Source organism: Providencia sp. AGC89 (genome assembly GCF_053543535.1).
Genome location: NZ_JBIXLP010000046.1, coordinates 112049 through 138475, shown reverse-complemented (window position 1 = coordinate 138475; position 26427 = coordinate 112049). Strand labels below are relative to the sequence as shown.

Genomic DNA, 26427 nt, shown 5'->3' with positions numbered 1-26427 from the left:
TATTATTTAAGTATCTGTGGTGATGTTCGGTATTTTTTATCATTATTGTTTCATATTAGAACAATTAAATATTGGTTTTGTAAAAAGCTAGACTAAGCTTGAGGGTTTTTTGTAATTAATTGATTTTAAAGCATGTTAAATGATTCATGCTTATTTTTGTCAATGTTTTTTCCACCAGTTTTATATGGTGATATTTTATTTTTCATGAAATTAAATAAATTTGATTTTTGAACAGCTGTGATGTATTTCCTGAATTAATTTTCTTCTATTTTTATTTGTATTTTTTAAAATGCCAATGAAATGTATTTAACTAAAATATTTCAAAAAGTAACATTTGATCTAAGTCAATTTAACAATAATTACTCTATTGGTAGTATTTGTAATTGATGTTTAACTACTCAGTTAATATTAATTAAACTTTTATTTTCACTTTCATTGATTTTAGGCAATATCTAATCATATTAGGCTGCTATTCTCTCACCGATTTATACAAAAAATATAAAGAGGTTAGCAATGAACGTTAGTCGCAGAAAGTTTTTTAAAATCTGCGCTGGCGGGATGGCAGGTACAACTGTAGCTGCGTTAGGTTTTATGCCTGGAATGGCAATAGCTAATGTACGTGAATATAAATTACTACGCTCTAAAGAGACGCGTAACACTTGTACTTACTGTTCTGTCGGTTGTGGATTACTAATATATAGCATGGGCGATGGTGCCATGAATGCTAAGTCCGCGATATTCCATGTGGAAGGTGACTCCGACCACCCTGTAAACCGTGGTGCTTTATGCCCTAAAGGGGCTGGCCTGCTTGACTATATCCAGAGCGAAAATCGTTTACGTTATCCTGAATATAGAGCACCAGGCTCTGATAAATGGCAACGCATTAGCTGGGATGATGCTTTCACACGTATTGCCCGTTTAATGAAAGATGACCGCGATGCAAATTTCATTGAGAAAAACGCTGAGGGAACAACCGTAAACCGTTGGTTATCAACAGGGATGCTTTGTGCATCTGCTGCAAGTAACGAAACAGGAATGTTGACCCAAAAATTCGCGAGATCGCTAGGTATGCTGGCGGTTGATAACCAAGCACGTGTCTGACACGGACCAACGGTAGCAAGTCTTGCTCCAACATTTGGTCGCGGTGCGATGACCAACCACTGGGTTGATATCAAAAATGCCGATGTTGTCGTCGTAATGGGCGGTAACGCTGCGGAAGCACACCCTGTTGGGTTCCGCTGGGCAATTGAAGCGAAAAATAATAACAATGCAACACTGATTGTGGTCGACCCGCGTTTTACGCGTACGGCATCAGTGGCAGACCATTATGTTCCGATTCGTTCGGGTACCGATATTACATTCTTATCGGGCGTCTTGTTGTACCTGATTGAAAATAACAAAATAAACGCTGAATACGTTCAAAACTATACTAATGCGTCATTAATTGTTCGAGATGATTTTGACTTTGATGATGGCCTCTTTAGTGGCTATAACGCAGATACACGTAGTTATGATAAAACCAGCTGGAACTACAAATTTGATGAAAATGGTCATGCGTTACGCGATGACACATTACAAGACCCTCGTTGTGTGTGGAATCTGCTTCACAAGCACGTGTCACGCTATACACCTGAAATTGTTGAGCAAATTTGTGGTACATCAAAGGCTGATTTCTTAAAAGTCTGTGAAATCTTAGCAACCACGAGTGCTTCAGATAAAGCAGGAACTTTCTTATACGCCTTAGGTTGGACACAACATACGGTTGGTGCGCAAAATATTCGTACCATGGCAATGATCCAGTTACTACTTGGTAACATGGGGGTTGCTGGCGGTGGTGTTAATGCCTTACGTGGCCACTCAAATATTCAAGGTTTAACTGATCTAGGGTTATTATCGACCAGTCTGCCCGGCTATTTGACGTTGCCTTCAGAAAAACACCTGAATATTGATAGCTATCTGTCTGCTAATACACCAAAAGCAACCTTACCAAATCAAGTTAACTTTTGGAGTAACTACCCGAAATTCTTCGTCAGTTTAATGAAGTCTTTCTATGGTGATTCTGCACAAGCTGATAACCAATGGGGCTATGATTGGTTACCTAAATGGGACCAAGCTTATGATGTAATGAAGTATTTTGACATGATGAGCCGTAATGAGGTCACGGGTTATATTTGTCAAGGATTTAACCCTGTAGCGTCATTCCCAGATAAAAACAAAGTTGTTAGCTGCCTCAGTAAGTTGAAATATTTGATTGTTGTCGACCCGTTAGTCACTGAAACTGCTAATTTCTGGCAAAACCACGGTGAAATGAATGATGTCGATACAGCTTCGATTCAAACTGAAGTTTTCCGTCTACCATCAACGTGTTTTGCAGAAGAAGATGGCTCTATCGCGAACTCTGGTCGTTGGTTGCAATGGCACTGGCAGGCAGCGGATGCTCCAGGTGAAGCGCGTAATGATGGCCAAATCTTGACAGGAATTTTATACAAAATTCGTGAGTTGTATGAAAAAGAAGGCGGTCAAGGCCAAGATCCTCTGATGCAGATGAAATGGAATTATAAACAGCAATTCCACCCTGAATCAGAAGAAGTGGCAAAAGAAAATAACGGAGTTGCACTGGCTGATCTGTACGATGCCGACGGCAATTTACAAGCGAAAAAAGGTGAACTTCTTAGCTCATTTGCCTTATTACGTGCTGACGGTACAACAGCATCTTCTTGCTGGATATACACGGGCAGTTGGACTGAAAAAGGCAACCAGATGGCGAATCGCGACAATAGTGACCCGTCTGGCATTGGTAACACATTAGGTTGGGCATGGGCGTGGCCGTTGAATCGTCGCGTTATTTATAACCGAGCATCTTGTGATACTAAAGGTAAGCCGTGGAATAAAGACCGTGTGCTAATTGAATGGAATGGCAAAAAATGGGTCGGTAATGATATTCCTGACTTTAATGCATCTGCACCAGAAGTCGGAACAGGTCCATTCATTATGCAACCAGAAGGGTTAGGGCGTTTATTTGCTATCGATAAGATGGCAGAAGGGCCATTCCCTGAGCACTATGAGCCTTTTGAAACGCCTCTTGGTACTAACCCATTACACCCGAATGTGGTTTCTAACCCTGCGGCACGGATCTTTGATGAGGACAAAAAACGTCTTGGCGACCACAAAGATTTTCCTTATGTCGGCACCACTTATCGTTTAACAGAGCACTTCCACACATGGACTAAGCATGCTCGCTTGAATGCGATTGCTCAGCCAGAGCAATTTGTTGAAATCAGCGAAACATTAGCGAAAGCCAAAGGAATTGCGTTAGGCGATAAGGTCAAAGTCAGTAGTAAACGTGGTTTTATCAAAGCCGTTGCGGTGGTAACGCCGAGATTACAAACCCTGATGGTGGACGGTAAACCAATTGAAACCGTTGGGTTACCTATTCACTGGGGTTTTGAAGGGGCTACGCAAAAAGGTTTTATCACCAATACGTTGACGCCATCTGTGGGGGACGCTAACTCTCAAACACCTGAGTATAAAGCGTTTTTAGTTAACATTGAGAAGGCGTAAGGGAGGGAACTATGTCCATGCAATCTCAAGACATTATTAAGCGTTCCGCGACCAATAGTATTACGCCTCCACCACAGGCGCGTGACGATAAATTTGAAGTTTGTAAGCTCATTGATGTGTCATCCTGTATAGGCTGTAAAGCTTGTCAGGTGGCATGTTCTGAATGGAATGATATTCGCGATGAAGTCGGGCATTGCGTTGGGGTTTATGATAACCCAACCGATCTTAGTGCAAAATCGTGGACGGTGATGCGTTTTAGTGAAACAAGCGAAAACGGTAAGCTAGAATGGCTAATCCGTAAAGATGGTTGTATGCACTGTGCAGACCCGGGTTGCCTAAAATCGTGCCCATCTGCGGGAGCGATCATTCAGTATTCAAATGGGATTGTTGATTTCCAATCGGAGCACTGTATTGGTTGTGGCTATTGTATTGCGGGTTGTCCTTTTAATGTACCACGCTTAAATCCTAAAGATAATCGTGTGTATAAATGTACTTTATGTGTTGATAGAGTTTCTGTCGGTCAAGAACCCGCTTGTGTGAAAACTTGCCCAACAGGTGCTATTCGCTTTGGTACGAAGAGGGAAATGCTGGAATACGGCGAAGAGCGTGTCACGAAATTAAAAAATCGAGGATATGCGCAAGCGGGGATTTACGATCCTGAAGGCGTGGGGGGAACTCACGTTGTTTATGTTCTTCATCATGCTGATAAACCGCAACTTTATCATGACTTACCGAAAGACCCACAAATTGATACTCCAATCAATCTGTGGCAGAGCGTCTTGAAACCACTTTCTGTTGCGGGCTTTATAGCCACCTTTGCAGGGTTAATTTTCCACTATGTGGGAATTGGACCGAACAAAGAAGTGAGTGATGATGAGGAGAAAGATGACCATGAGTAAAAAAAGCAAAATGATTGTGCGGACAAAGTTTATTGACCGCGCCTGTCACTGGACTGTTGTCATCAGCTTCTTTTTGGTTGCTTTGTCTGGTATCGCCTTATTTTTCCCAACACTGAAATGGTTGACGGAAACCTTTGGTACTCCACAAATGGGAAGAATTTTACACCCATTCTTTGGTGTACTGATATTCGTCGTATTGATGTTCATGTTTGTTCGTTTTGTGAAACACAATATTCCGGATAAGAAAGACCTTCCATGGATTAAAAATATTGTTGAAGTTCTCAAAGGTAATGAACATGAGGTGGCGGATGTAGGTAAGTATAATGCGGGGCAAAAAATGATGTTCTGGAGTATCATGAGTATGATTTTCGTACTACTGATCACTGGGATTATCATGTGGCGTCCTTATTTTGCTCATCTATTTCCTATGTGGATGGTTCGTTGGAGTATTTTGATCCACGCACTTTCCGCTATTATTCTAATCCACGCGATTCTAATCCATATGTATATGGCATTTTGGGTGAAAGGCTCAATTAATGGCATGATAGAAGGTAAGGTTAGCCGTCGCTGGGCGAGAAAACACCACCCTCGCTGGTATCGTGATGTTGAGGCGAAAGAAGCCAAAGCTGAAGCTGAAGGCAAAAAGTAATTTATTGTTAGATTAAGTCACATCAAGCCACCACTTTGTTTATACATTGTGGTGGCTTTTTTATTGGTTTTACCATGTTATTTATAGTTAAAATTAAATTCATGTAAAACCATTAGGTTGCAAGATGGCAAAATTTTAGTAAGGTAAAAATCGTCATATGACAAAGTGACTTGCCACCAATGATAACGAGAAAATATATGAGTATACAATCTGTTAGGGCATTTTTAGCGCAACATGCCCCCGATATTGACATTATAGAAACTGACACCCCAACAGCAACAGTGCAACAAGCGGCAATAGTACATAATGTTGAAGCAAACCAAATCGCAAAAACACTGTCACTTAAACTTAAAAATGAGGTCGTTTTAGTCGTGTGTGCAGGGGAAGCGCGGCTTGATAACCAAAAAGTAAAACAAGTATTGGGGGCAAAAGCGAGAATGTTACGAGCGGATGAGGTTGTAGACTCCACAAGCCATCCGGTTGGCGGTGTTTGCCCGTTTGGCTTGCCCCGAGACCTAGTTATTTACTGTGATATTTCACTACAACAATATAGCGAAGTGCTACCCGCTGCAGGGTCAGTGAATAGTGCTATACGTATTTCACCAACTCGTCTGTTAGAACTTGTCAAAGCATCATGGGTTGATATTTGCCAGTAATCAATCGTGAGCTGTTATGCGGTAAAGTACATGTTCTTGTAGCCAATGGCCATCAGGTAAGGCTGGGTGATAAAAATTATTTGGTTGTTTTATCATGCCTAGTCTTTTCATTACCAATTCTGATGGTGTATTAGGTACCGCAGTAAATGCAACTAGTTCGGCAATCTGTAATTGTTCGAAAGCTAATTGGATCACCGCTTTTGCCCCTTCAGTTGCCAAGCCTTGATGCCAGAATTCAGGTAATAAACGCCAACCTATCTCAATACAGGGAGAAAAAGGCAATGTTTTAGCCGGGGTGTTTAAACCAATAAACCCAATGAATTCATTGGTAGACTTCAATTCAACAGCCCATAACCCCCAGCCCCCTTGTTGGGAAAACTTATCGATGATTGTGGCCAGCATTTCGGTACTTTGCTGCTCGCTTAGCACTGAAGGGAAATAACGCATCACCTCTGGGTGGCTGTTCATCAGTGTAAATGGCAGTTTATCTTTTTCTTGCCACATTCTTAGGAGTAAGCGAGGGGTTTCTAACTCAATAATTTTCATGGTTATTGTGCCACAGGGTTAAGGCGCATATGTAGAATAGGATATGGGTTTCCTTCTCCATCTAATTCAGAACGAGCATATTGTGTAAAACCCATATGCTGATAAAAACCAATGGCTTGAGGGTTTTGTTCGTTAACGTCTAGCTCTGTAATACCCAGAGTGTCAATTGCATATTGCAGTAGCTTTTTCCCCGTACCTTGGCCTCTGTTTTCTGGCGAAATAAACAGCATTTCGAGACGATGCTCATCACAGCCCAGAAAACCAATCATATTGCCTAGGTCATCAAATGTGACAAATACAGCTAAATTAGGTAAGTAAATGTCTTTAATTGCCACTTTTAATTCAGCAATTTTTTCTTCGGGTAAAAAGTGATGTGTGGCTCTAACAGATGACTCCCAAACACGAATAATTTCATTATCGTGTGCACGTGTGGCGGTTTGGACTATCATTATATTTACTCCTTATATTTATGGGGTGATCTTAATTATCCAATATGGTATGTCAATGACCTTTTTAATTTTGGTTAAGGTTGTTTTTGAGATATTTATCGCAGAAAAAAAAGCTAACTAATTCATTATTAGATGAGTCGTAATATTGGGCGTGAAGTCTGGGCGTCTGACTTTTTTATAGGGTACTTTTTCATTTTTTGATTGGATCTTAGGGGTATATTTAATGAAATATAAATTGCTAACATTCTGTTTATCTGCCGCATTATTCACACCTATCGCGCCAGCGCTAGCCAATACAGACAACCAAACTGATATGGTTTTAGACCAAGTTTTAGTGCTTAGTCGCCATAACTTACGAACACCAATTGTTAACACAGGCGTTCTTACTGAGATTACCGATAAAAAATGGCCTGCTTGGGATGCACATAGTGGTTATCTCACCACCAAAGGTGGGGCTTTAGAAGTGTATATGGGGCATTATTTTCGGGAATGGATAGACCAAAACAAATTATTAGCGGATGAGCTATGCCCAACCAGCAGTGAGGATATTTACCTTTATACTAACAGCCTACAAAGAACCATAGCGACAGCTCAATTTTTCGCTGCGGGTGCTTTCCCCGGTTGTAAAGTGAATATCCACCACCAACCTGAAATTGGTAAAATGGACCCCGTATTTAACCCTATTATTACCAACGGAAGCCCAGAGTTCAAACAAAAAGCACTCTCAGCAATGGATGATTATTTGAATGGTTTATCGCTGAAAGCCGGCTATGAAGAGCTTGATACCGTTTTGAACATTAAAGATTCCCAGAAATGTAAAACGGATAAATTATGTAATTTAAATAGCCAGAAAAATAGTTTTATTATTGAAGAAAATAAAGAGCCAGGGGTTAGCGGTCCATTAAAAATGGCCAATTCAGCTGTAGATGCTATCGACCTGCAATATTATGAAGGTTTCCCTGCTGATGAAGTCGCTTGGGGCATGGTCAATTCGCCAGAAAAATGGCAAAAATTAAACACATTAAAAAATGCTTATCAAGAGACGCTGTTTACACCAAAATTGATTGCTAAGAATGTTGCACACCCAATATTAAATTACATTGATAAAGGTTTTGTGTCAGTTGATAAGGGCGAAACTGCAAAATTTATTTTCTTAGTCGGACACGATTCAAATATTGCGTCGTTGATGTCAGCGATGGATTTTAAACCTTATCAATTACCTCAGCAGTATGAACATACGCCGATTGGTGGGAAATTAGTCTTTCAGCGTTGGACTGATAAACAGGCTAATAAAGATTTTATGAAAGTAGAATATGTTTATCAAACGGCTGATCAACTGAGAGATAATGCTTACTTGTCTCTGCAAACACCACCACAACATGTCACGTTGGAGCTAAAAGGTTGCCCTATTGATAAAAATGGATATTGCTCATGGGAAGACTTCCAAAAAGTCATGGCAATGGCACTAGAGCAATAATGGGTTAATTGCTATGCTAATAGCCCATTCTATTGAGTGGGCTATTGTTTTAATATGATATTTAAATTATGTTCAAAACCGCTAATCAATTTTTCGCTGACTGTATAATATGAGTAATAACTAGGTAACTATGTTGATAGAGTTTCGTAAGTTAAGTCAAATCTGCACCGCAGATATCATTGCATTGAATACCCATCCATTAGTTTTAAAACATATGCCACTGGGTAATAACCAATTTGATGAGGCATTTTGTCGCGATTGGGTTGCTGGCAAAGAGCAACATTGGGGTCAACATGGCTATGGTGTGTGGGCAATCATGATTGATGAGCAATTTGCAGGGTGGGGTGGTTTACAAAATGAAGCCGGTGATGCGGATTTGGCTTTAGTGTTACATCCTGATTTCTGGGGAGCAGGGAAATGCTTAGTGGAGCGCATGATAAATAAAGCATTTACGTCACTTAATGTTGACTCTGTAACGATCCACTTACCTTTAACTCGCTTGAAATTATCAGCAATTTTGCGCTATGGTTTTGTTGAAGAGGCACTCGTAGATTTTGATGGGGTACCCTTCAAGCGTTTTCGCTTAAATAAAAGCTAAGTAAATGACATAAAAAAATCCCTGCTATAAAAGCAGGGAGTGAAAAAAATCACGAAAATGTTTATGAGTCTTTAATGTACCCTAAATAGGTCTTAAATAGTCTGATAAAGTGTATGCCTTTATTGTTTTTTGTAACAATCATTAAAGCTAAACTTTTCATTTGTAAAATGAGCTGACCTAGCTATATATATATTATTAGTCTTTATTATCGGACGACTAATACGCTTGTCTTAGCATAACGCACTACAGATGCGGCATTAGAGCCTAATAAGTAGGTTGACATACTCGGACGACGTGAGCCGAGTAAAATAATATCAGCGTTGATATCTTCAGCAACGGCAATAATTTCATCTTTAACAGAGCCAATAGTCGCTTTTGCATGCACTTTATCTGCAGGAACCGAGAACAATTTAATTTTTTCTTTCAATTCAGCAAGGATAAGCTCAGCTTGTTTTGCGTCATCTGGAAAATCACCTGGTAAAATGGTGCCACCATAACGTAAATAGTTAGAGATTGGTGCAGTTACAGCAAGAAAGTGTACCGTCGCATTATTTAATTTCTGTAGCGAATTAACATGGGGTACTAATAGGTTGGTGAGTGCGTCTTCGGTTACATCGATCGGAACTAAAATTGTATTGTACATATATTCTCCTTTTTTCTTTTATATTATAAGTTTAGAACATTATCATATATTTTGATATTGATTATCCATAAATTAATAATAACGAATTTTAAAGTTAAAGGTTGTGAGCAAGTAGTCGCAATACATTTTTTATGGGGAAAAGAAAAAGGAAAAGGCTCGGCACCCTCATTTTGAGTATTGAGTTTGCCAAGCCAGAGGGAGTTCGTGAACAGTATAAATTATTTCTTGTTACAGGCTTCTTTCAACCCTGCTTTACAAGCTTGTGCTAGATAATCCGCGGCGGCTTTTTCATCTATCTCAGTGCCTTCACCATTGTTTAGCATTTTACCAATTTGGTATTGGGCAGGTGGGAACTTTTTATCAGCCGATTTTTTAAACCATTCAAAGGCGGTAATATAGTTTTGCTTTACACCAATACCTTGGTAGTAAAATTGCCCCATATAATTTTGAGCTTCAACGTTACCTTTATTAGCTGATTTTTCAAATAAATCCATCGCGGTTTCAAGGTTTTCCTCAACGCCGTTTCCATTTAAATACATATCGCCCAAAAATAGTTGTGCGTCAGAGTTACCTTTATTTGATGCCATAGTTAGCCATTTTTTGGCTTTTCCATAATCTTGTTTGAGTTCATTACCAAGGTAATAGCCGATGCCAAGCATAACTTGTGCTTTAATATCGCCTTTTTGAGCTTCTTGCTCAATTCTTTTAATTGTCTCTTTAGGGACCGCAGCGACGCTATGGTTTATGGAGAAGGTAAATAAAAGAATAAGTGAGAGAATTCTAAGCATAATTTTATATCTTATATGTGTAATGTTCATTTTTATTATCAAAAAGCGATGGTAATCTGTATCTTTTATTGCTGAAAGTTAACAATGCGAAACATCTTTTTAAAGAAAAACCTAGGCTACTACCAATAATACAATAAAGTTAAACTCAATGGATATACGCATTTTTAGGTAATGAATATCTCTGGATACTCTACGACTATAACTAAAAAATATCAATATCTAATGGTAATTACAACTTATTAGAGTATAAAAACAAGGTCTTTTAGTAACGTGATGTGTTTATTGTAACAAGATACTAATAATAATTAAATTGTCTTAATAAGTATGTTTTAACTTAGATGCTAGTAATATATTGTATATATTAGAAGTGGGGAAAGAGGTTAAGTTTATTAAACATATTTAGATTATTATGCCAGAAAGCTGTTATTTTTAACTTAAAAATAGACACTGACAATAATTAAAAGTATTCGAAAGTAATTAACACATAATGAGTGATATATGCGGTATTAAAAAGGCGTAAATAAAAGTAGGTACATCTACGCCTTTTAGCGAAAGAAAAACAAGCCTTTCTTCACGAGGTTAAAGGGTTATTCCCCAAATAGTGGGGTAGGCTTACCGTTGTCATCAATAGCGACGAAATTAAACTGGCCATGGATCACTTCTTCACGACCTTCAGAATACATATCTTCTAAAAAGATAGAGACATTGACTGTTAGACTGGTTCTACCAACTCGAATGACTTTTCCAACGAGTTCTACAATGGTTCCCGAAGGAATTGGATGGGTAAAGTTGATTTTTTCTGTTGAAACGGTGACAAGGCGTTTACGACTAAAACGCGTAGCAGTAATAAAGGAAACTTCATCCATCCAAGCGAGTGCAGTACCACCAAACAAAGTACTATGGTGGTTAGTGGTGGTTGGGAACACGACTTTAGAGACGCGGGAAATTGATTGTTCAATTTTTTGTGCGATGACATCATCAGCAATGGAACTCATGGTTCAGCCTTACAGTTGTTACTTAGTGTATAAATAATGTTAAAAGGTAAGTGTAATACTCATTACAAATAAATTCATCTGTAAATGTGAAGTGAATCGTTCCAGTGACGTTTTTTTTGTTAATGAGAAAAATAATAAGGAAATCTTAAAGACCTATTATTTTATTAATATGCCTTTAAGATTATTGTGAGGTGGGTAACCTCTAATTATCTGAATATTCGGCACTCATACGAATAGCCTTTGCTTTATCCCCGCTTTTGACACAGGAAACAAGAAAAGCTTTCGATTCAGACCAAATGGTGGCTGAAAATTCGCCATCAATATCTTTTTCGATGGTAACTGGGTATGTTTTTACACCGTCGAGCCACTCTATCAGCCCTGATTTGCAGGTAGGAAAGTCATCTTTTGCGATTGAACCATCTAAAGAAGGTACCAATATAGACGGTTTATTATTTGCAGCAATCAGATTTTCTAGCTGTTCAACCGTATAATTTTTTTCACTAAATGCGACAGTACTGACCAGTGCAATAGCTATCCCTAATATTAACTTATTCATAATCACTCCATTTGAATTAAGTCTAGAATGTTAGTGAATAGAATTAGAATAGGCAACAAGAAAACCCTTAAAAAATATAAGGGTTTTCTTGGGGGATAATTAAATATTAGCTAAATCTGTACAGGCTAAATGGCTTAACATCTAACATAGGTTCTTTGCCGAGTAACAGGTCGGCTGTGATTTCTGACGAAACTGGGCTTTCTGTCATACCCCAGCCTGTTGCCGTATTAATTACCAGACCTGGGTACTCTTTGACTTGAGAAATGATAGGGTGCTCATCCGGCGCGATAGCCATTGCACCACTCCATTGGTCAATAAGTTTAGAATCTTTAAAGGCTGGGAATTCAGTTTTTAGTTTCTCAAATGAAGCATTTAATTCTGGTAAGTCTGGTAATGCAGTCATATTTCTGTGTTTTTCGAATGGTGAAACTTCATCCAATCTCCAGCTTGTTGGCTCTGTGAATGAATTAATCAATTGTTCATTCAAGGAAATATGAACAGGGAAATCAGGCATAGATAACAGAGGGATATATTTATAACCGTACACGAAAGAATCTTTAACAACAGGGGCAACGATCACTCGAGGTGACGTTGCGTAGGTGCCATCGGCTTGTTCACGGAAGAAAATATTACCCGGTAAAGCGACGTTACCACCAGGAGCCGTTGCGGAGCCAGAGATCAACTGCTGTGATTGATATGCAGGTAGGGTTGGGACATCAACACCTAGATTTTGCATAAATAGTCTAGACCAAACTCCGCCAGCAACAACAACACGGGAAGTTTTGATTGCCCCTTTTTCAGTCACAACATCAGAAATGACTCCAGCTTGCGTTTCTAAGCCACGCGCTGCACAGTTGGTGTAAATTTTAACCCCAATCTTTTTCGCATAATCAGCCATAACAAAAGCGGCTATTTCTGCATCTAGGCTACCAGAGTCTTCTTCAAAGCCAGCTATTTTCCAGTCTGATTGTGCGCCTTTCAAACGTTGATTTAACTCAGCGCCTTCAATGATACGTGTTTTGAAAGGAATATCTGAACCAACGTTTTTATTTCTACTGTCGATCCACTCTCTGACGTTAACTAAGTCTTCTTCATCGAGGGGAACTTCAACGCGACCTTGTGTGCGATAGCTGGTATCTGCGCCGACTTTAGCATTCATTTCTCTCCAACGTTGTTTAGCAATGTGATGGAGTAAGAATGTTTCATCAGGCATTTTATAGGTAATCACTTGGCCGTAGAAGCGTGAAGACTGCTCCCCAGCGATATTCCCTTTTTCAACTACCACAACATTTAAACCGCGCTCAACAAGGTTTATGGCGGTCATAATTCCTAGAATTCCAGCACCAATAACAACTACGTCAGCCTGCTGCGGTAACGCGCCTTCTGTTCCTTCTACAAAACCATATCTTGGTTTACCGGGAACAAACCTACCCTCACGAGTTAACATTGGAGTTAAAATTCCAGCACCAGCAGCAACGGTAACAACTGCACCACCGATAAGAAATTTTCTTCTAGTAATAGCCATCTTATTGAGTTCCTTGTATTGAATGAGTTTTAACAATTAATCAATGCTTCAATTAGTAATACTTATAATTGTAATTATATTTTTAATAATAATTATAAGTGTAAACTAATTTAATGAATAATTAAAACTATTAATTAAATGTTAAAAAAAATATTTAATTGTTTATTGCAAGGAGGTGGGGAGCCGATACTTTGTACGTCCATTGAGGATGTTATCGGCGAGTTGATTGGATAAAAGGAAAAATAAAATGATTTTTAATTTGTTGATTTATAGGTTAAATATGGATTTTTCCTGTTAGGAATAAAGTGGCTTTACCTGTTAATCTCACGCGATTAGCCGTGAGTTCACAAAGCATAACACCACCTCGCGCTGAAAGTTGTTTACCAACTAACTGCAATTTATTTAACCGATTAGCCCACAATGGTGCTATTGCACAATGTGAGGTACCCGTTACTGGGTCCTCATTGACCCCTTTTGCAGGAGCAAAATAACGAGAAACGAAGTCATAACCCTGTTCAGCACTTTTAGCTGTAATAACTAATCCAGGTAGTGGAAGCTGCGATAATTTGAACAAATTAGGTTGGCAGGATTGGACTTGTTCCTCGTTTTCAAGGAGACATAAGTAACGGTCTTTTGCTATCCAAAGCTCTTGAAGTTCCACACCAAGGATCTCCTCTAATTGAGGATATTGCGTAGGTTCACTTTGCATGGAATTTAGGGCTGGGAAATCGAGGGTAAATCCTCGAGAGCTTGGTGTGATAGTTAATTCCCCTGAAAGAGACGTCAATGTGAGAGGGTTATTATTTTGTTTTAATACCTCGTTAAGTACAAAAGCAGCGGCCAATGTTGCATGACCACATAATTTAACTTCAACTTTTGGTGTAAACCAGCGGATATGGTGCCCGACTAAAAAAGCGGTTTCTGATAAATTAATTTCGGCTGCAATTGCAATTAACTTTTCATCCGGTAACCAGTCATCAAGTAAAACAATAGCGGCGGGGTTACCGTGAAAAAGCGTATCAGTAAAGGCATCAACATAATAAATTGGTAATGAAAGGCTCATTTTAGGCTTCCCTAATGGGCGAAAAGAGGATGAAAGAAGGGCAGTATAGCGTCTATTTTATTAAAAAATAATAAGCTAATTATGGTGAATGGTATTATAACGTGAGAATCCCGTTAACTCTGTTAGCTAACGGGATTTGGTGATTAATACTTGTGATTAAGCATTAGCTTCGTTTTTATCGGCATTTTTCAACATTTTTCTGACAGGGATAATCAGTGCAGCTAAAACAATGGCACAGATCACCAGCGCAATAGAAACATGAGAGAATAACTCAGGCATAGAATCTAATTGGTCTTTGCGGATATTACCGCCCATGATACCAGCGGCAAGGTTACCTAATGCACTAGCACAGAACCATAAGCCCATGACTTGCCCACGCATTTTTTGTGGCGCTAATAGTGTCATTGTCGCAAGCCCAATAGGGCTTAAGCATAATTCACCCAATGTAAGCAGTAAAATGCTCGCTACTAACCAAAATGGGGATACACCGCTTTGAGTGGCGAGAACTTGGTTTGCGGCTACCATCATGATAGCAAAGCCAGCAGCAGCAAATAAAATACCAATCACAAATTTAGTCATGCTGCTTGGGTTCATGTTGCGTTTAGCTAACGAAGGCCAAAACCAACTAAATACCGGTGCTAACAGAATGATAAATAACGCGTTAATTGATTGGAACCAAATAGTAGGGATTTCGAAACTGCCCATTTGGCGGTCAGTATAGTCACGAGCAAAAATATTAAAAGAGGTTGGTTTTTGCTCAAATGCTGACCAAAAGAAGGCCGCTGCGACCAGTAAAATTAAACAGGCAATTAGGCGAGAACGTTCGCTGCTGTTTAAGCCCCCAAAGAAAAACATAAATAAGAAATAGAGACCCACACAAGCGGAAATTACATAAGCCGAGCTTTTGGCTATCATTGAAGCATTAAATGGGATTGTTCCGTTGTCGATTAATACGACAAGAATAGCTAACAGTACCATCGATAATGTAACCCACTTACCGACATTTTTGCGTTGAACAGTAGGGCGGTTCCATGTGGAATCGAGGCCGACTTCTTTATCATAACGGCGCATTTGTGGAATAGCGTAGAAGCGGAAGATAAGCAAAGCAATTAACATACCTACGCCACCAAGGCCAAAACCTATGTGCCAGCCATACTTTTCATGCAATGGGCCTATGATTAATGGGGCTATGAATGAACCCATGTTAATCCCCATATAAAATAGAGAGAAACCGCCATCACGGCGTGTATCTTCTTTCTTATATAAGGTACCGACCATAACGGTAATACAGGTTTTAAATAACCCGGTTCCCAAGACAATCAGTAATAAGCCTACGAAAAAGAAAGTATTGGTTAAAAAGGCGGACATTGCGATGGATAAGTGCCCAAATGCAATAATTAATGAGCCATACCATACCGCACGACGTTGCCCTAGCCAGTTATCAGCTAACCAGCCACCGGGTAATGACGTGATGTATACACCGCCAGCAAAAATCCCGACGATAGCGGAAGCTTGTTCAATGGGTAATTCCATTCCGCCTTGTAATAATGCCGCACTCATAAACAGGATAAGTAACGGACGAACACCATAAAAAGAAAAACGTTCCCACATTTCTGTGAGGAAAAGCGAACTCAATGGGTATGGATGCCCAAAAAAAGTTTTTGTTTTAGTCGCAGAATTATTCATCTGTGAACTCCCATAAATTATCTCTTGAGAGGTTGTGCATGATTTAAAACACCAAGCCGAGCGCTTGAGTGTCAATTATTATTGATATGTTAACTTTCAGTTCGGAAACATATTTTTAACATACATTATTATAGAATCGCCTATATACAGAATGAATTTATAGTAAAAGGCCATATTTTAAGGTGAAAATTCGATATAACTCTCATTTTTCACGATAAGGTAGGGGAAGATACAGGATTTTTGTTGACAATAAAAGAAAGATTTTTGAATCGATTAAGTTGTTTAAAAACAATTGGTTATATTATTTCTGGTTAGGTTTTCACTCGGTAAGTCAGTAAAGCTTAGAAATCATCGGGTTTTTGTGCAATAAATAGCTTGTTAGTTACGGGTCTGAAGGTGATGCGCGTAAGTCATCGGACTGGCGCCTGATGACTAACCATGAATAGATTAAGTTGACGAGAACCAAAGCGGATGTGAAGAAAAATACCGCCCTAAAACCATAACTTGCTGCAACAAATGACCCCATTAAAGGCCCTGTCACATTGCCGACATCGCGCAGTGCTTGGTTATAGCTGAAAATTCGCCCGGTAACTTGGTGAGAAATGTTATAAATAATCAAGGTTTGCACTGCGGGTAAGAGCGCCGCATTTAAGGCTCCGAGCATAAATCGCAGAAAGCCTAATTCCCAATAACTCCCAACAAGGCCCATAGGAAATAGAATGAAGATAGAGGTACCTAGTGCCGCAAGTAAAATTTTTTCAGGGCCTATTCGGTCACTAAGCTTACCTAGCATCGGAGCGCTAATTAAAGCTGCTACGCCAGGTATAGAGGCAATAACCCCACTGACAAACGCGAGGTTTTCTAAAGAATGGGATAGGTCACGGACATAGAGGGTGATAACAGGGTTTATTGACCCCATAGCGGCTTGGATAATCATGGTGGTGAAAAACAAGCTAATCACTAGGTTTTTATTGCGTAATGAAGCAAAAACTTGTTTACCTGACAGTGCGTCTTTACGTGAAACAGGGGTGAAACGTTCCCGTACATAGAAAAGAGTGACAAAAAAGCAAATGAATAAGACGGTGGCGGTGATAAAAAATACTGGGCGTAGGCCATATTGGTCAGCAAGTAAGCCACCAATCAGTGGGCCAATCAGAGCCCCACTGACCGCACCTGTCGCGAGAACCCCCATTGCCCAACCACTTTTTTTCACTGGGACTTGAGTGGCGATCAGTGCGTTGGCATTGGGGACAAACCCACCTAGCAGGCCCAGTAATGCCCTTAAAGCCAGTAGTTGCCAAATATTTTGCGCAAAGCCAATTAATACCATTACGATAGCCATACCTAAGGCAGAACGTAATAACATTAATTTACGCCCTTTACGGTCGGACAAGCGCCCCCAAAATGGTGCCGCAATGGCTGAAAATAAGAAGGTAATACTGAAAACTGCGCCGGTCCATAAGTTCAACGAAGCATGGTCTTTGACACCGAGTTGCTCGATGTAAAGGGGGAGAAAAGGCATAATCAAGCTAAAGGCGGCACCGGTTAAAAAACACCCGAACCACACAACGTAGAGATTTCGTTTCCAATAGCCTGTTTTTCCTGTCATACATTGTCCTTCAGTATTGCTGGCTTCACTTAGTTGCCCCTTATACGACGAAATTTTAAAGGGGCTTCAAAGTGTCACCTAGCTGTAGGTCAAATTATTCAGGAGAAAGAATGAATTAAGGTAATGAACTACAGCTAAAAGTTAATGGTGTATTTTATCTAAATCCCCATACAAAGAAGATTCTCCTTCGGGACGCGTCTTGAAACGGCGGTGTAGCCACATATATTGCTCAGGCGCTCTAAGGATTTCTTTTTCAATGATTTGATTCATTTTTGTTGCCGTCGCAAGGTTATCTTCAATAGGGAAGTTATCTATAGCTGGCTGGATGATTAATTCGTAGCCTTTTGCATTCGGTAAACGCTTTGGCGTAAAAGGCACCACTAAAGGTGATGCAAGACGCAAAATAATTTGTGAACCATTGGTGGTCGCGGCATTTTTTACGGCAAATAATGGTGCAAAAGTACTGTTACGTGGGCCATAATCGTGATCAGGGGCATACCAGAGAATTTCCCCATTTTTTAAGTCACGCACCATTCCTTTCATATCTTTGCGGTCAAGCATGTATTTGTTAGAACGCAAGCGGCCACGAGTTTGCAGCCAATCGAGTAAATCATTGTCATTAGCCCGATACACACCGATCCCTGGGTTTAACATTCCAAAAGCCCGGGCACCAATCTCAAGAGTTAGGAAGTGCACACCAAGGGCGATAATCCCTCGGCCTGTTTCTCGTGCTGCGGCTGCATTTTCAGCCCCAATAACTTTAACCCAACGCTGGACTCGCCAATCAGGCCAAAACCATGCCATACCGGTTTCAAAAAGCCCCATACCAACTGATTCAAAATTTTTGTCGATACAGAGCTGCCTTTCTTTTAAGCTCATATCTGGAAAGCATAGCTCAAGATTGCGATCAGCAACTTGAACCCGTTTCTTTAAAAAGCGCATCGACAGTAGACCTAAACGAGTTCCCAGCCAATAAATAACGGGATAAGGCAATAAAACAAGCAGATATAAGATGCCAATACCCACCCATGTTAACCAGTAACGAGGGTGAAGAAAACGTTTTTGAAATTTTGGGGCTAATATCATGAGTATCCGAATATTTTAGTTAGTCATGGTTAATGAATAAAAAGACTAGGTTAAATTATATCAAATTATTCGTTTAAAGCGTTAACCGCCTGCATGGTACTCATTAACTCAGCTAAATTACGTACCGCCATTTTTTCCATTACTCGCGAACGATGAACCTCAACGGTTCGTACAGAAACGCAGGCTGCCTCGGCAATTTCACGGTTAATCAAACCTTGCAAAACGTAGTGACAAATGTCTTTCTCGCGGGGAGTGAGCGTCTCATAACGTTGTTTTAATAAATAACGTTCAGTTGCCTTTGTTGTTTGCGCCCGCGCTTGGTCAAGGGTTTTTGCCAGTAGTTGGCTATCTATCGGTTTTTGCAGGAAATCGACAGCCCCTAATTTAACTTGTTCCACTGCCATTGGAATATCACCATGACCCGACAGAAATATGACCGCTAGTGTGCTTTGTTGCTCCCTAAGATACCGATGAACTTGCCGACCATCCAGTTTAGGCATACGCATATCCAACAAAACCACCCCTTCTTGATGAAGGGCTGCATTCTGAATAAATGTTTCGCTGTCATTCCACACGGTGACACTATAGCCAAGAGTTTCTAGTAAAAATTGGCAAGCATCGGTCACATCGGTGTCATCATCCACTAGATGAATAACTGGCATCAATTTATACCTCGTAGTTTAGAGGGGGACAAAATAAAGTATTAGCTGATGAGCGTTGATTGTCTTAATAAAGCTATTGTCACATAGACTTAAAGTTAATGTTATCAATTGTGTGGCAAAACATGCTTAATTTATTGAATTATTATAGTAGTTGAAAATTAAGGTCACTCGTAGGCCATTTAACCCTTCATCAGTGATATTATTTTCAATGCGAATATCGCCGCCTTGGCTTTGGATCAAACGCTGGCAGATCACCAACCCTAGCCCCAAACCTTCTTTTTTAGTGGTATGAAATGGGATGATCCCTTGTTCTAGTTGTTCGGTCGGCATTCCTCCTGCGTTATCTTGTAAAACCAGAAGAAAGCGGTCTTGTGCAAAGTGAAAACCAAAGCTCAGGGTTGTGGCTCCGGCTTGTAAACTGTTGCTCACTAAATTAGAAAGGAGTTGTTCAAGCAGTGTATCGGGCAAAGTCAGGGCGACATCAGGTGTCTCTGGTAATAGCAATTTTGCATCTGGATAGTGCTGATCTACACGTAAAAGTTGCCAGATATGATTAATGGCTTGCCTCACTGATTGCTGGTTTAAAGTTACCGCTGGGTCTTGACCCGGTTTCCCTGCCCAAAGACGTAAGTTGCGAATAATGTCTGCACCACGTTGCGCTTGGTCATCGATTTTAGTTAACGCACTAATGAGTGGGTGGTTATTTGACTCCTTGCTAAGGCGTAAGATACACCCTTGCGCATAATGACGAATGGCAGATAAAGGTTGGTTCAGTTCATGGGCAAAGCCCGATGCCATTTCGCCTAAAATATTTAATCGCTGAGCTTTTTGTAAATTGGCTTCTTGTTCTCGTAAGCGGTTGTGCGCCACTTCGAGTTGCCGGCTTCGGCGCCTAACTAAGAAGGCAATCCAAATGTGATTTACGCCTAGTAAAACAAAGAACAACGCAACAAGGCTAATAGTAATTTGGTTTTGAATGGTCCAACTGACGATATCTTGCCATATTTGCCGCTGTTGTGGATGTTGATTCACATCGCGGAGCAAAGTTTCGACTTGAGTGACGGAGGCAGGAGCCCCCCAACGCATAGTGGTATTATCCGTTGAAAGTAACGTTTTAGTGACTTTATCGACCAAATTGTCTGGAACATCGCTTAATGCGGCGAAAGACCAGTTTGGGTATAGCTCGGTACTAGTTAAACAAGATAATGAACTTGGATGCTGAATTAACGGACGAAACTGGGTTTTATCAATTAGCCCTTCACTGTGCATATTTTCTAATAAACAGACAGGGACAATGGCAGCAGACAATGAGTCATCCCGTAGTGCATATAATAGGGCATCCGCAGGGAACCCTAAAAACTGCATTTGAAAGTCTTTAGCCGCGTCATACCCCATATCTCTTAATACCTTATAGCCTAATAAGTAACCACCAAAGGCATCAGGTGAAATGGCACCAACTTTTTTACCAATCAAATGCTTTACGTCAGAAATATCACTTTCTTTTCGTACCAGTATCAAACTGCCAATCACATTACGGGTGGTGCTATTTGGTTCGACATCAGAACGTAATGATAATAGCCAGCGCAAGTGATAGCGATTATCTAATTGAATAAACTGCGCGGGGTTGGTCAGTAAAAAATCAATTTTGCGGTTAGAAATAGCTTCTTTCATTTCATCAAGGTTTAACGGCAATAAAGTAAACCGTTCCCCCTGAATAGAATCATTGAGTGTGTCAATTAATGGTTGCCAATGGGATTGTGTGGTACTGGGCCCACGCAAAGCCAGTACCCCGATAGTCCATTGTGCAGAAATGGCCGGTAAGGACCACATAAGCAGCGTAATTAATAGTATGTGATACAACGGTATAGATGTTTTTTTTAACATATTTGGCTTATTCGTTGCGTTAGATCAATTTAGCTACGGGTATGTGGTAAACCACAATAGGGCGGTGGTGCCTCTCTTCTTACAATGGCATTACAAGTTTTATCAAGATAATACAGTAGTTTTAAAGAGAAATAACAATTTCAGTGGTTATCTTAACGAGACTGTATTCATTGTCAATAACACATGTAATACAAATAACATATTGATTAATAACTTTTATTTTCGCATTAGCAATGTCAGTACTGGAGCCTATTATGGATCTGAGTAAACGAAAATTTCTACAACAAATTGGGGCTGTGACTGCGGGAGCATCATTAATTCCCATTGCAGAAGCTGGTCTAAATTTTTCTCCTACGCGTAGAGAAGGCAACCCAGAAAAACGATATGGAATGTTGATTGATTTACGTCGTTGTATTGGTTGCCAATCTTGCACAGTCAGCTGCTCTGTTGAAAACCAAACCCCTCAAGGGCAATTTAGAACCACAGTTAACCAATATCAAGTTGCGGTTAAGGGCGAAGAAGGGTTTACCAATGTACTTCTACCTCGCTTATGTAACCACTGCGATAATCCTCCTTGCGTACCCGTATGCCCTGTTCAAGCAACTTTCCAACGGGAAGACGGCATAGTAGTCGTTGATAATGAACGTTGCGTAGGGTGTGCTTACTGTGTACAAGCCTGCCCATATGATGCGCGTTTTATCAACCATTCAACCCAAACTGCAGATAAATGTACGTTTTGCGCTCATCGTTTAGAAGTTGGTTTATTACCTGCTTGTGTTGAATCTTGTGTAGGTGGCGCTCGCATTATCGGTGATTTAAAAGACCCTAACAGTACTATTCGTAAAATGCTGACTGAGCATGAAGCAGAAATTAAAGTACTCAAGCCAGAAAGTGGCACCTTACCGCAAGTATTCTATCTCGGTTTAGATGATGCGTTTGTTCAGCCGCTGCAAGGTAAAGGGCAGCCCGCGTTATGGCAGGAGGTATTCTGATGAATGGCCAAGTGACTTATATTTCTGAAATGATGGCTCAGCCACAAGAATTTTTTTGGCTTCCTTGGGCGGTACAATACTTTTTCTTTATTGGAATCGCCTCTTGCGCGGTGCTGTATGCCTGTTATTTACATTGGCAAAACAAAAGTGAAAACAGCCGCTTAGAAATGATTTCCGTATTTATTGCTATCACAATGGGGATCACTGCACCGCTTGCACTAACGGCAGATTTACACCAAACCGCAAGAGTATGGCATTTTTATGCACACCCAACGTTATGGTCTTGGATGTGGTGGGGCTCTGTATTATTACCCTTATTTACCACATTTATCGGCTTATACTTTGTTGCTTTAATCGTCAAAATGATTTGGAAAAAACACTTTAAAGCGACGCGCTGGGTGGCATTGCTTGCCGCATTATCGGCAATTGGCCTGCTACTTTATACCGGTCGTGAGGCATCTGTATTAACGGCTCGCCCAATCTGGAACAGCTGGTGGATGCCAGTACTTATGTTCTTGAGTGCATTACAGGTTCTGCCTGCATTGATTGGACTCGGCGCTCGTCGTGAGCCCCAATATCAAAACCGTTTAGCACGCTTCCAAGTGATTACATTGTTACTATTTGCTGTCTGTTTTGCGCTATGGCTTTCAGGGGATACCACATCGGGTATTGCTGTACGCCAACAAATAGACATGGCGAGCCCAGGTTGGTGGATGCTAATGGGGGTATGTGCACTGTGGTTAGTGGCTTTCGGAATGTCTGCGAGTAATGTAAAAGCCGTTCGCTCTGTCCCTTACATTACCGTTTTAGCATTAGTATCGATGGCTTTTGCTTGGACATTACGTTGGATTTTCCTAATGGAAGTTCAAGCTGTACCAAAATATAACATTATCGCTAACCCATATCATTTCCCACTGGGAACCGATGGACTATTGGCTATCGTAGGAACATTTGGTTTATGGATTGCGTTAACAATTATTGTTCGTGAAGGTGTTCGCTGGTTTGCGGGGAGAGTGCAACATGGCTAAATTCTCAAGACGTCAATGGCTTAAAGGTGGTTTGGTAGTTGGTGGTATCGCATTATTTGGTGCAAGCTACCGAGATGTGGCCAAACGCGCAGTCGATGGGCTAGTTAACGGCACTTCTGGTAAAGTCACTCTTGACCGCATTAATGGCAACTCTTTGCGACCAGAAGGTCAGGCGACTAAAGGCTGGCAAGAAAACCCGGAACAAGTAGTTGCAATGACCCAATGCTTTGGTTGTTGGACACAATGTGGTATTCGTGCCCGTGTCGATACCGCTAAAAATGAAGTATTACGTATCGCAGGTAACCCTTATCACCCATTATCACACGAAGAGCATTTTCCTTATGGAATGCCGCTGAAAACTGCATTTAATAAAATGAGCGGGGAATCAGGGCTAGAACATCGGTCAACCGCTTGTGCGCGTGGGGCAACCTTAATGGAAGGTTTAACTAGCCCACTGCGTATTTTAGAACCAATGAAACGTGTTGGTAAACGTGGAGAGGGCAAGTGGCAACGCATCAGTTTTGAGCAATTAATTAAAGAAGTTGTTGAAGGCGGTGATTTATTTGGTGAAGGCCATGTTGATGGTTTAAGAGCTATTCGTGACCTTGAAACGCCACTTGACCCAGCACAGCCAAAATTGGGCCCCAAAGCGAACCAGCTGCTGGTAACTAACGCAGGGGACGACGGGCGTGATGGGTTTATTCGTCGCTTTGCTCAAAACGCGTTTGGCAGTAAAAATTTCGGTGCCCACGGTTCCTATTGCGGTCTTGCTTATCGCGCCGGTTCGGGTGCTTTAATGGATGACTTAAACAAAAATGCGCACGTAAAACCAGATTGGGATAACGTTCGTTTTGCATTATTCCTTGGAACCTCACCAGCTCAGTCAGGTAACCCATTTAAACGCCAAGGTCGCCAGTTAGCGACAGCACGTCTGCGTGACTCGTTTAACTATGTGGTGGTTTCTCCTGCGCTACCACTGACAACCACACTGGCTAATGACCATGGTCACTGGGTGCCAGTACAACCCGGAACTGATGCAGCGTTAGTCATGGGAATGATCCGCTGGATCATTGAAAATGAGCGTTATAATGCCAAGTACCTTAGCGTGCCTAGTGAGAAATCAATGGAAGCGATGGGGGAGAAAAGTTGGACAAACTCAACGCATTTAGTCATTACTGATGATGCTCACCCATTAGCAGGCAAATTATTAATTTCATCTTATCTTACTGGCGAAGGCGACGATGAAAAAGCTTATGTCGTCCAAGATACGTCTGGTGAATTGAAACTTGCCAGTGAAGTCCCAGCCGCAGAGTTGTTTGTCACTCGCCAAGTGACATTGCATGATGGCAGTGAAGTTACCGTAAAATCGAGCTTCCAATGCTTAAAAGAAGCGGCCAATCGTATGACACTCCAAGAATATAGCGATCGCTGCCATGTTCCAGTGAAAACCATTGAATCATTAGGTAGAGCATTAACGTCATATGATAGAAAAGCTGCCGTTATTTCTCATGGCGGCATGATGGGCGGTAATGGCTTTTACACTGCATGGTCAGTCGTTATGCTTAACGCATTGATTGGTAACTTGAACTTGAAAGGTGGTGTGTCCGTTGGGGGCGGTAAATTCAACGGTGAAATGGATGGTCCACGTTACAAAATTGCCAGCTACAAAGGCAAAGTAAAACCAAAAGGCGTTGTTTTATCGCGTAGTAATGAAGTGTATGAAAAATCAGATGAGTTCAAAGCGCGCCTTGCGGCAGGGGAAAATCCGTATCCTGCAAAAGCACCTTGGTATCCGTTTGCTAAAGGGCAACTCACTGAGCAATTGGCATCAGCATTAATGGGTTATCCTTATGCATTAAAAGCCTGGATCACCAATATGACCAACCCGGTGTATGGAATCGCGGGTATCCGCCAAGTGATGGAAGAAAAACTGAAAGATCCAAAACACCTTCCGTTGATTATCGGTATTGATGCCTTTATGAATGAAACCACTGCGCTGGCAGATTATATCGTACCGGATACCCATAATTTTGAAAGTTGGGGTTTTAGCGCTCCTTGGTCAGGGGTTCAAGTTAAAGCGAGTACAGCGCGTTGGCCGATTGTTGAGTCACGCACCGCCAAAACGGCAGATGGTCAGCCCGTATCGATGGAAAGCTTCTGTATTGCAGTTGCCAAAGAATTGGGGTTACCTGGTTTTGGCGACAACGTGATTGAAGATATGGATGGCAACCTGCATTCACTAAATACAGCGGAAGATTATTATTTACGTGTTGCTGCGAATATGGCGTGGCTAGGTGAAAAACCAGTACCAGAAGCCGCTTCGGAAGATATCCAAATTAGTGGGGTAGAACGTATTTTACCTGCGATCACCAATACGCTAAAACCTGAAGAAGTTCGCCGTGTTGCTTATATCTTTACGCGAGGTGGCCGTTTCGCACCATATGAAAAAGCATGGGATGGCGATGCAACTGGTCCGCAATGGAAAAAAGGCTTACAAATTTGGAACCCAACTGTGGCCGTTAATCGCCACGCGATCACCGGTGAACGTTACAGTGGTTGCCCTACATATTACCCACCGCGTATGGCAAATGGTGACGATGTGAATGTGGTGTTCCCAGAAAAAGAATGGCCATTGAAACTAATGTCATTCAAATCCCATGTGATGAGTAGTTCGACAACAGTAATTGAACGCTTACGTCATGTTAAACCTACGAATCTTGTTGCTATTCACCCTGATGATGCCGCAAAAGTGGGGGTTAAACACGGAGATTGGATACGTATTACCACACCGGGTGGCCAAGCAGAGGCTCAAGTGAGTGTGCTTGATGGCGTGATGCCGGGAGTACTTGCAATTGAACATGGCTATGGTCATACCGAAATGGGCGCGAAACAGCATTATTTAGATGACCAACCGATGCCAATGAATGCTGCAAATGGTTCAGGGATCAATCTAAACGATTTAGGTTTTGCAGACCCAACAAGGGAAGTCGCCAATACATGGTTAGATTGGGTATCGGGTGCTTCTGTACGTCAAGGTTTACCTGCTCGAATTGAGCTCATTGGTTAAAAGAAGTA

The 26427-nt window shown here is 41.0% G+C and carries 22 protein-coding genes; 9 read left to right on the top strand and 13 right to left on the bottom strand.

The window, feature by feature from the left end:
* Positions 1–513 precede the first annotated feature (513 nt).
* The 4 genes from fdnG to ACIPUA_RS08000 all read left to right on the top strand — a co-directional run bounded on the left by fdnG (position 514) and on the right by ACIPUA_RS08000 (position 5765).
* The gene (fdnG, locus tag ACIPUA_RS08015) at positions 514–3561 is read left to right on the top strand and encodes a formate dehydrogenase-N subunit alpha (RefSeq protein ID WP_181469191.1); all 3048 of its coding nucleotides are present in this window, start codon (positions 514–516) and stop codon (positions 3559–3561) included.
* 11 nt (positions 3562–3572) lie between these two features.
* Positions 3573–4460 (top strand): formate dehydrogenase subunit beta, encoded by an 888-nt coding sequence (gene fdxH / locus ACIPUA_RS08010; RefSeq protein WP_164975524.1) that lies wholly within the window; start codon positions 3573–3575, stop codon positions 4458–4460.
* Complete coding sequence (gene fdnI, locus ACIPUA_RS08005; RefSeq protein WP_042848077.1) at positions 4453–5109, top strand: formate dehydrogenase-N subunit gamma; 657 nt, start codon at positions 4453–4455, stop codon at positions 5107–5109. Before fdxH ends, fdnI begins: the two co-directional genes overlap by 8 nt.
* Before the next feature lie 197 nt (positions 5110–5306).
* Positions 5307–5765: a YbaK/EbsC family protein gene (locus tag ACIPUA_RS08000; RefSeq protein WP_042847995.1), complete on the top strand. Its 459-nt coding sequence runs from the start codon at positions 5307–5309 to the stop codon at positions 5763–5765.
* Here ACIPUA_RS08000 and ACIPUA_RS07995 read toward each other — a convergent pair whose 3' ends face one another.
* Both ACIPUA_RS07995 and ACIPUA_RS07990 read right to left on the bottom strand, forming a co-directional pair.
* Positions 5766–6311, bottom strand: a complete 546-nt coding sequence (locus ACIPUA_RS07995; RefSeq protein ID WP_080750926.1) for a GNAT family N-acetyltransferase — start codon at positions 6309–6311, stop codon at positions 5766–5768.
* A 2-nt stretch (positions 6312–6313) separates the two neighbouring features.
* Entirely contained in the window at positions 6314–6760 is a 447-nt protein-coding gene (locus ACIPUA_RS07990) for a GNAT family N-acetyltransferase (RefSeq protein WP_042847992.1), read from the bottom strand.
* 223 nt (positions 6761–6983) lie between these two features.
* Between ACIPUA_RS07990 and agp the strand changes: the two genes are divergently transcribed.
* Complete coding sequence (agp, locus tag ACIPUA_RS07985) at positions 6984–8237, top strand: bifunctional glucose-1-phosphatase/inositol phosphatase (RefSeq protein ID WP_042847990.1); 1254 nt, start codon at positions 6984–6986, stop codon at positions 8235–8237.
* A 130-nt stretch (positions 8238–8367) separates the two neighbouring features.
* Positions 8368–8835 (top strand): GNAT family N-acetyltransferase, encoded by a 468-nt coding sequence (locus tag ACIPUA_RS07980; RefSeq protein ID WP_042847989.1) that lies wholly within the window; start codon positions 8368–8370, stop codon positions 8833–8835.
* Positions 8836–9040: 205 nt separating this feature from the next.
* On the opposite strand, the gene ACIPUA_RS07975 is transcribed toward ACIPUA_RS07980, so the two are convergent.
* From ACIPUA_RS07975 to ttrS, 11 genes are all read right to left on the bottom strand, one after another.
* Positions 9041–9478, bottom strand: coding sequence for a universal stress protein (locus ACIPUA_RS07975; RefSeq protein WP_042847987.1), 438 nt, complete (start codon positions 9476–9478; stop codon positions 9041–9043).
* Between the two features lie 218 nt (positions 9479–9696).
* Positions 9697–10266, bottom strand: coding sequence for a tetratricopeptide repeat protein (locus ACIPUA_RS07970; protein WP_042847984.1), 570 nt, complete (start codon positions 10264–10266; stop codon positions 9697–9699).
* Positions 10267–10853: 587 nt separating this feature from the next.
* Positions 10854–11261, bottom strand: a complete 408-nt coding sequence (locus tag ACIPUA_RS07965; RefSeq protein WP_042847983.1) for an acyl-CoA thioesterase — start codon at positions 11259–11261, stop codon at positions 10854–10856.
* Positions 11262–11463: 202 nt separating this feature from the next.
* A complete protein-coding gene (locus ACIPUA_RS07960; RefSeq protein WP_449059535.1) occupies positions 11464–11817 on the bottom strand; it encodes a hypothetical protein in 354 nt (117 codons plus the stop codon).
* Positions 11818–11923: 106 nt separating this feature from the next.
* Complete coding sequence (locus ACIPUA_RS07955; RefSeq protein ID WP_042847981.1) at positions 11924–13342, bottom strand: NAD(P)/FAD-dependent oxidoreductase; 1419 nt, start codon at positions 13340–13342, stop codon at positions 11924–11926.
* Between the two features lie 274 nt (positions 13343–13616).
* Positions 13617–14405 (bottom strand): PhzF family phenazine biosynthesis protein, encoded by a 789-nt coding sequence (locus ACIPUA_RS07950; protein ID WP_449059534.1) that lies wholly within the window; start codon positions 14403–14405, stop codon positions 13617–13619.
* Between the two features lie 156 nt (positions 14406–14561).
* Complete coding sequence (locus tag ACIPUA_RS07945) at positions 14562–16091, bottom strand: peptide MFS transporter (protein WP_042847979.1); 1530 nt, start codon at positions 16089–16091, stop codon at positions 14562–14564.
* Positions 16092–16473: 382 nt separating this feature from the next.
* Positions 16474–17700, bottom strand: a complete 1227-nt coding sequence (gene mdtG, locus ACIPUA_RS07940) for a multidrug efflux MFS transporter MdtG (RefSeq protein ID WP_449059533.1) — start codon at positions 17698–17700, stop codon at positions 16474–16476.
* Positions 17701–17841: 141 nt separating this feature from the next.
* Positions 17842–18786 (bottom strand): Kdo(2)-lipid IV(A) acyltransferase, encoded by a 945-nt coding sequence (locus ACIPUA_RS07935; RefSeq protein WP_042847977.1) that lies wholly within the window; start codon positions 18784–18786, stop codon positions 17842–17844.
* A 65-nt stretch (positions 18787–18851) separates the two neighbouring features.
* Positions 18852–19448, bottom strand: a complete 597-nt coding sequence (ttrR, locus tag ACIPUA_RS07930; RefSeq protein WP_048606760.1) for a tetrathionate respiration response regulator TtrR — start codon at positions 19446–19448, stop codon at positions 18852–18854.
* Positions 19449–19574: 126 nt separating this feature from the next.
* On the bottom strand, positions 19575–21332 hold the full coding sequence (gene ttrS / locus ACIPUA_RS07925; protein ID WP_042847975.1) for a tetrathionate respiration histidine kinase TtrS: 1758 nt from the start codon (positions 21330–21332) through the stop codon (positions 19575–19577).
* A 254-nt stretch (positions 21333–21586) separates the two neighbouring features.
* Here ttrS and ttrB point away from each other — a divergent pair, with 254 nt between their 5' ends.
* Genes ttrB through ttrA form a run of 3 tightly spaced genes read left to right on the top strand, consistent with a single transcriptional unit; the run spans position 21587 to position 26419 of the window.
* On the top strand, positions 21587–22324 hold the full coding sequence (gene ttrB, locus ACIPUA_RS07920; protein ID WP_042847974.1) for a tetrathionate reductase subunit TtrB: 738 nt from the start codon (positions 21587–21589) through the stop codon (positions 22322–22324).
* Positions 22306–23352, top strand: coding sequence for a tetrathionate reductase subunit TtrC (gene ttrC / locus ACIPUA_RS07915; RefSeq protein WP_131680688.1), 1047 nt, complete (start codon positions 22306–22308; stop codon positions 23350–23352). Before ttrB ends, ttrC begins: the two co-directional genes overlap by 19 nt.
* The gene (gene ttrA / locus ACIPUA_RS07910; protein ID WP_071547922.1) at positions 23345–26419 is read left to right on the top strand and encodes a tetrathionate reductase subunit TtrA; all 3075 of its coding nucleotides are present in this window, start codon (positions 23345–23347) and stop codon (positions 26417–26419) included. Before ttrC ends, ttrA begins: the two co-directional genes overlap by 8 nt.
* The last annotated feature ends 8 nt before the right edge of the window (positions 26420–26427 follow it).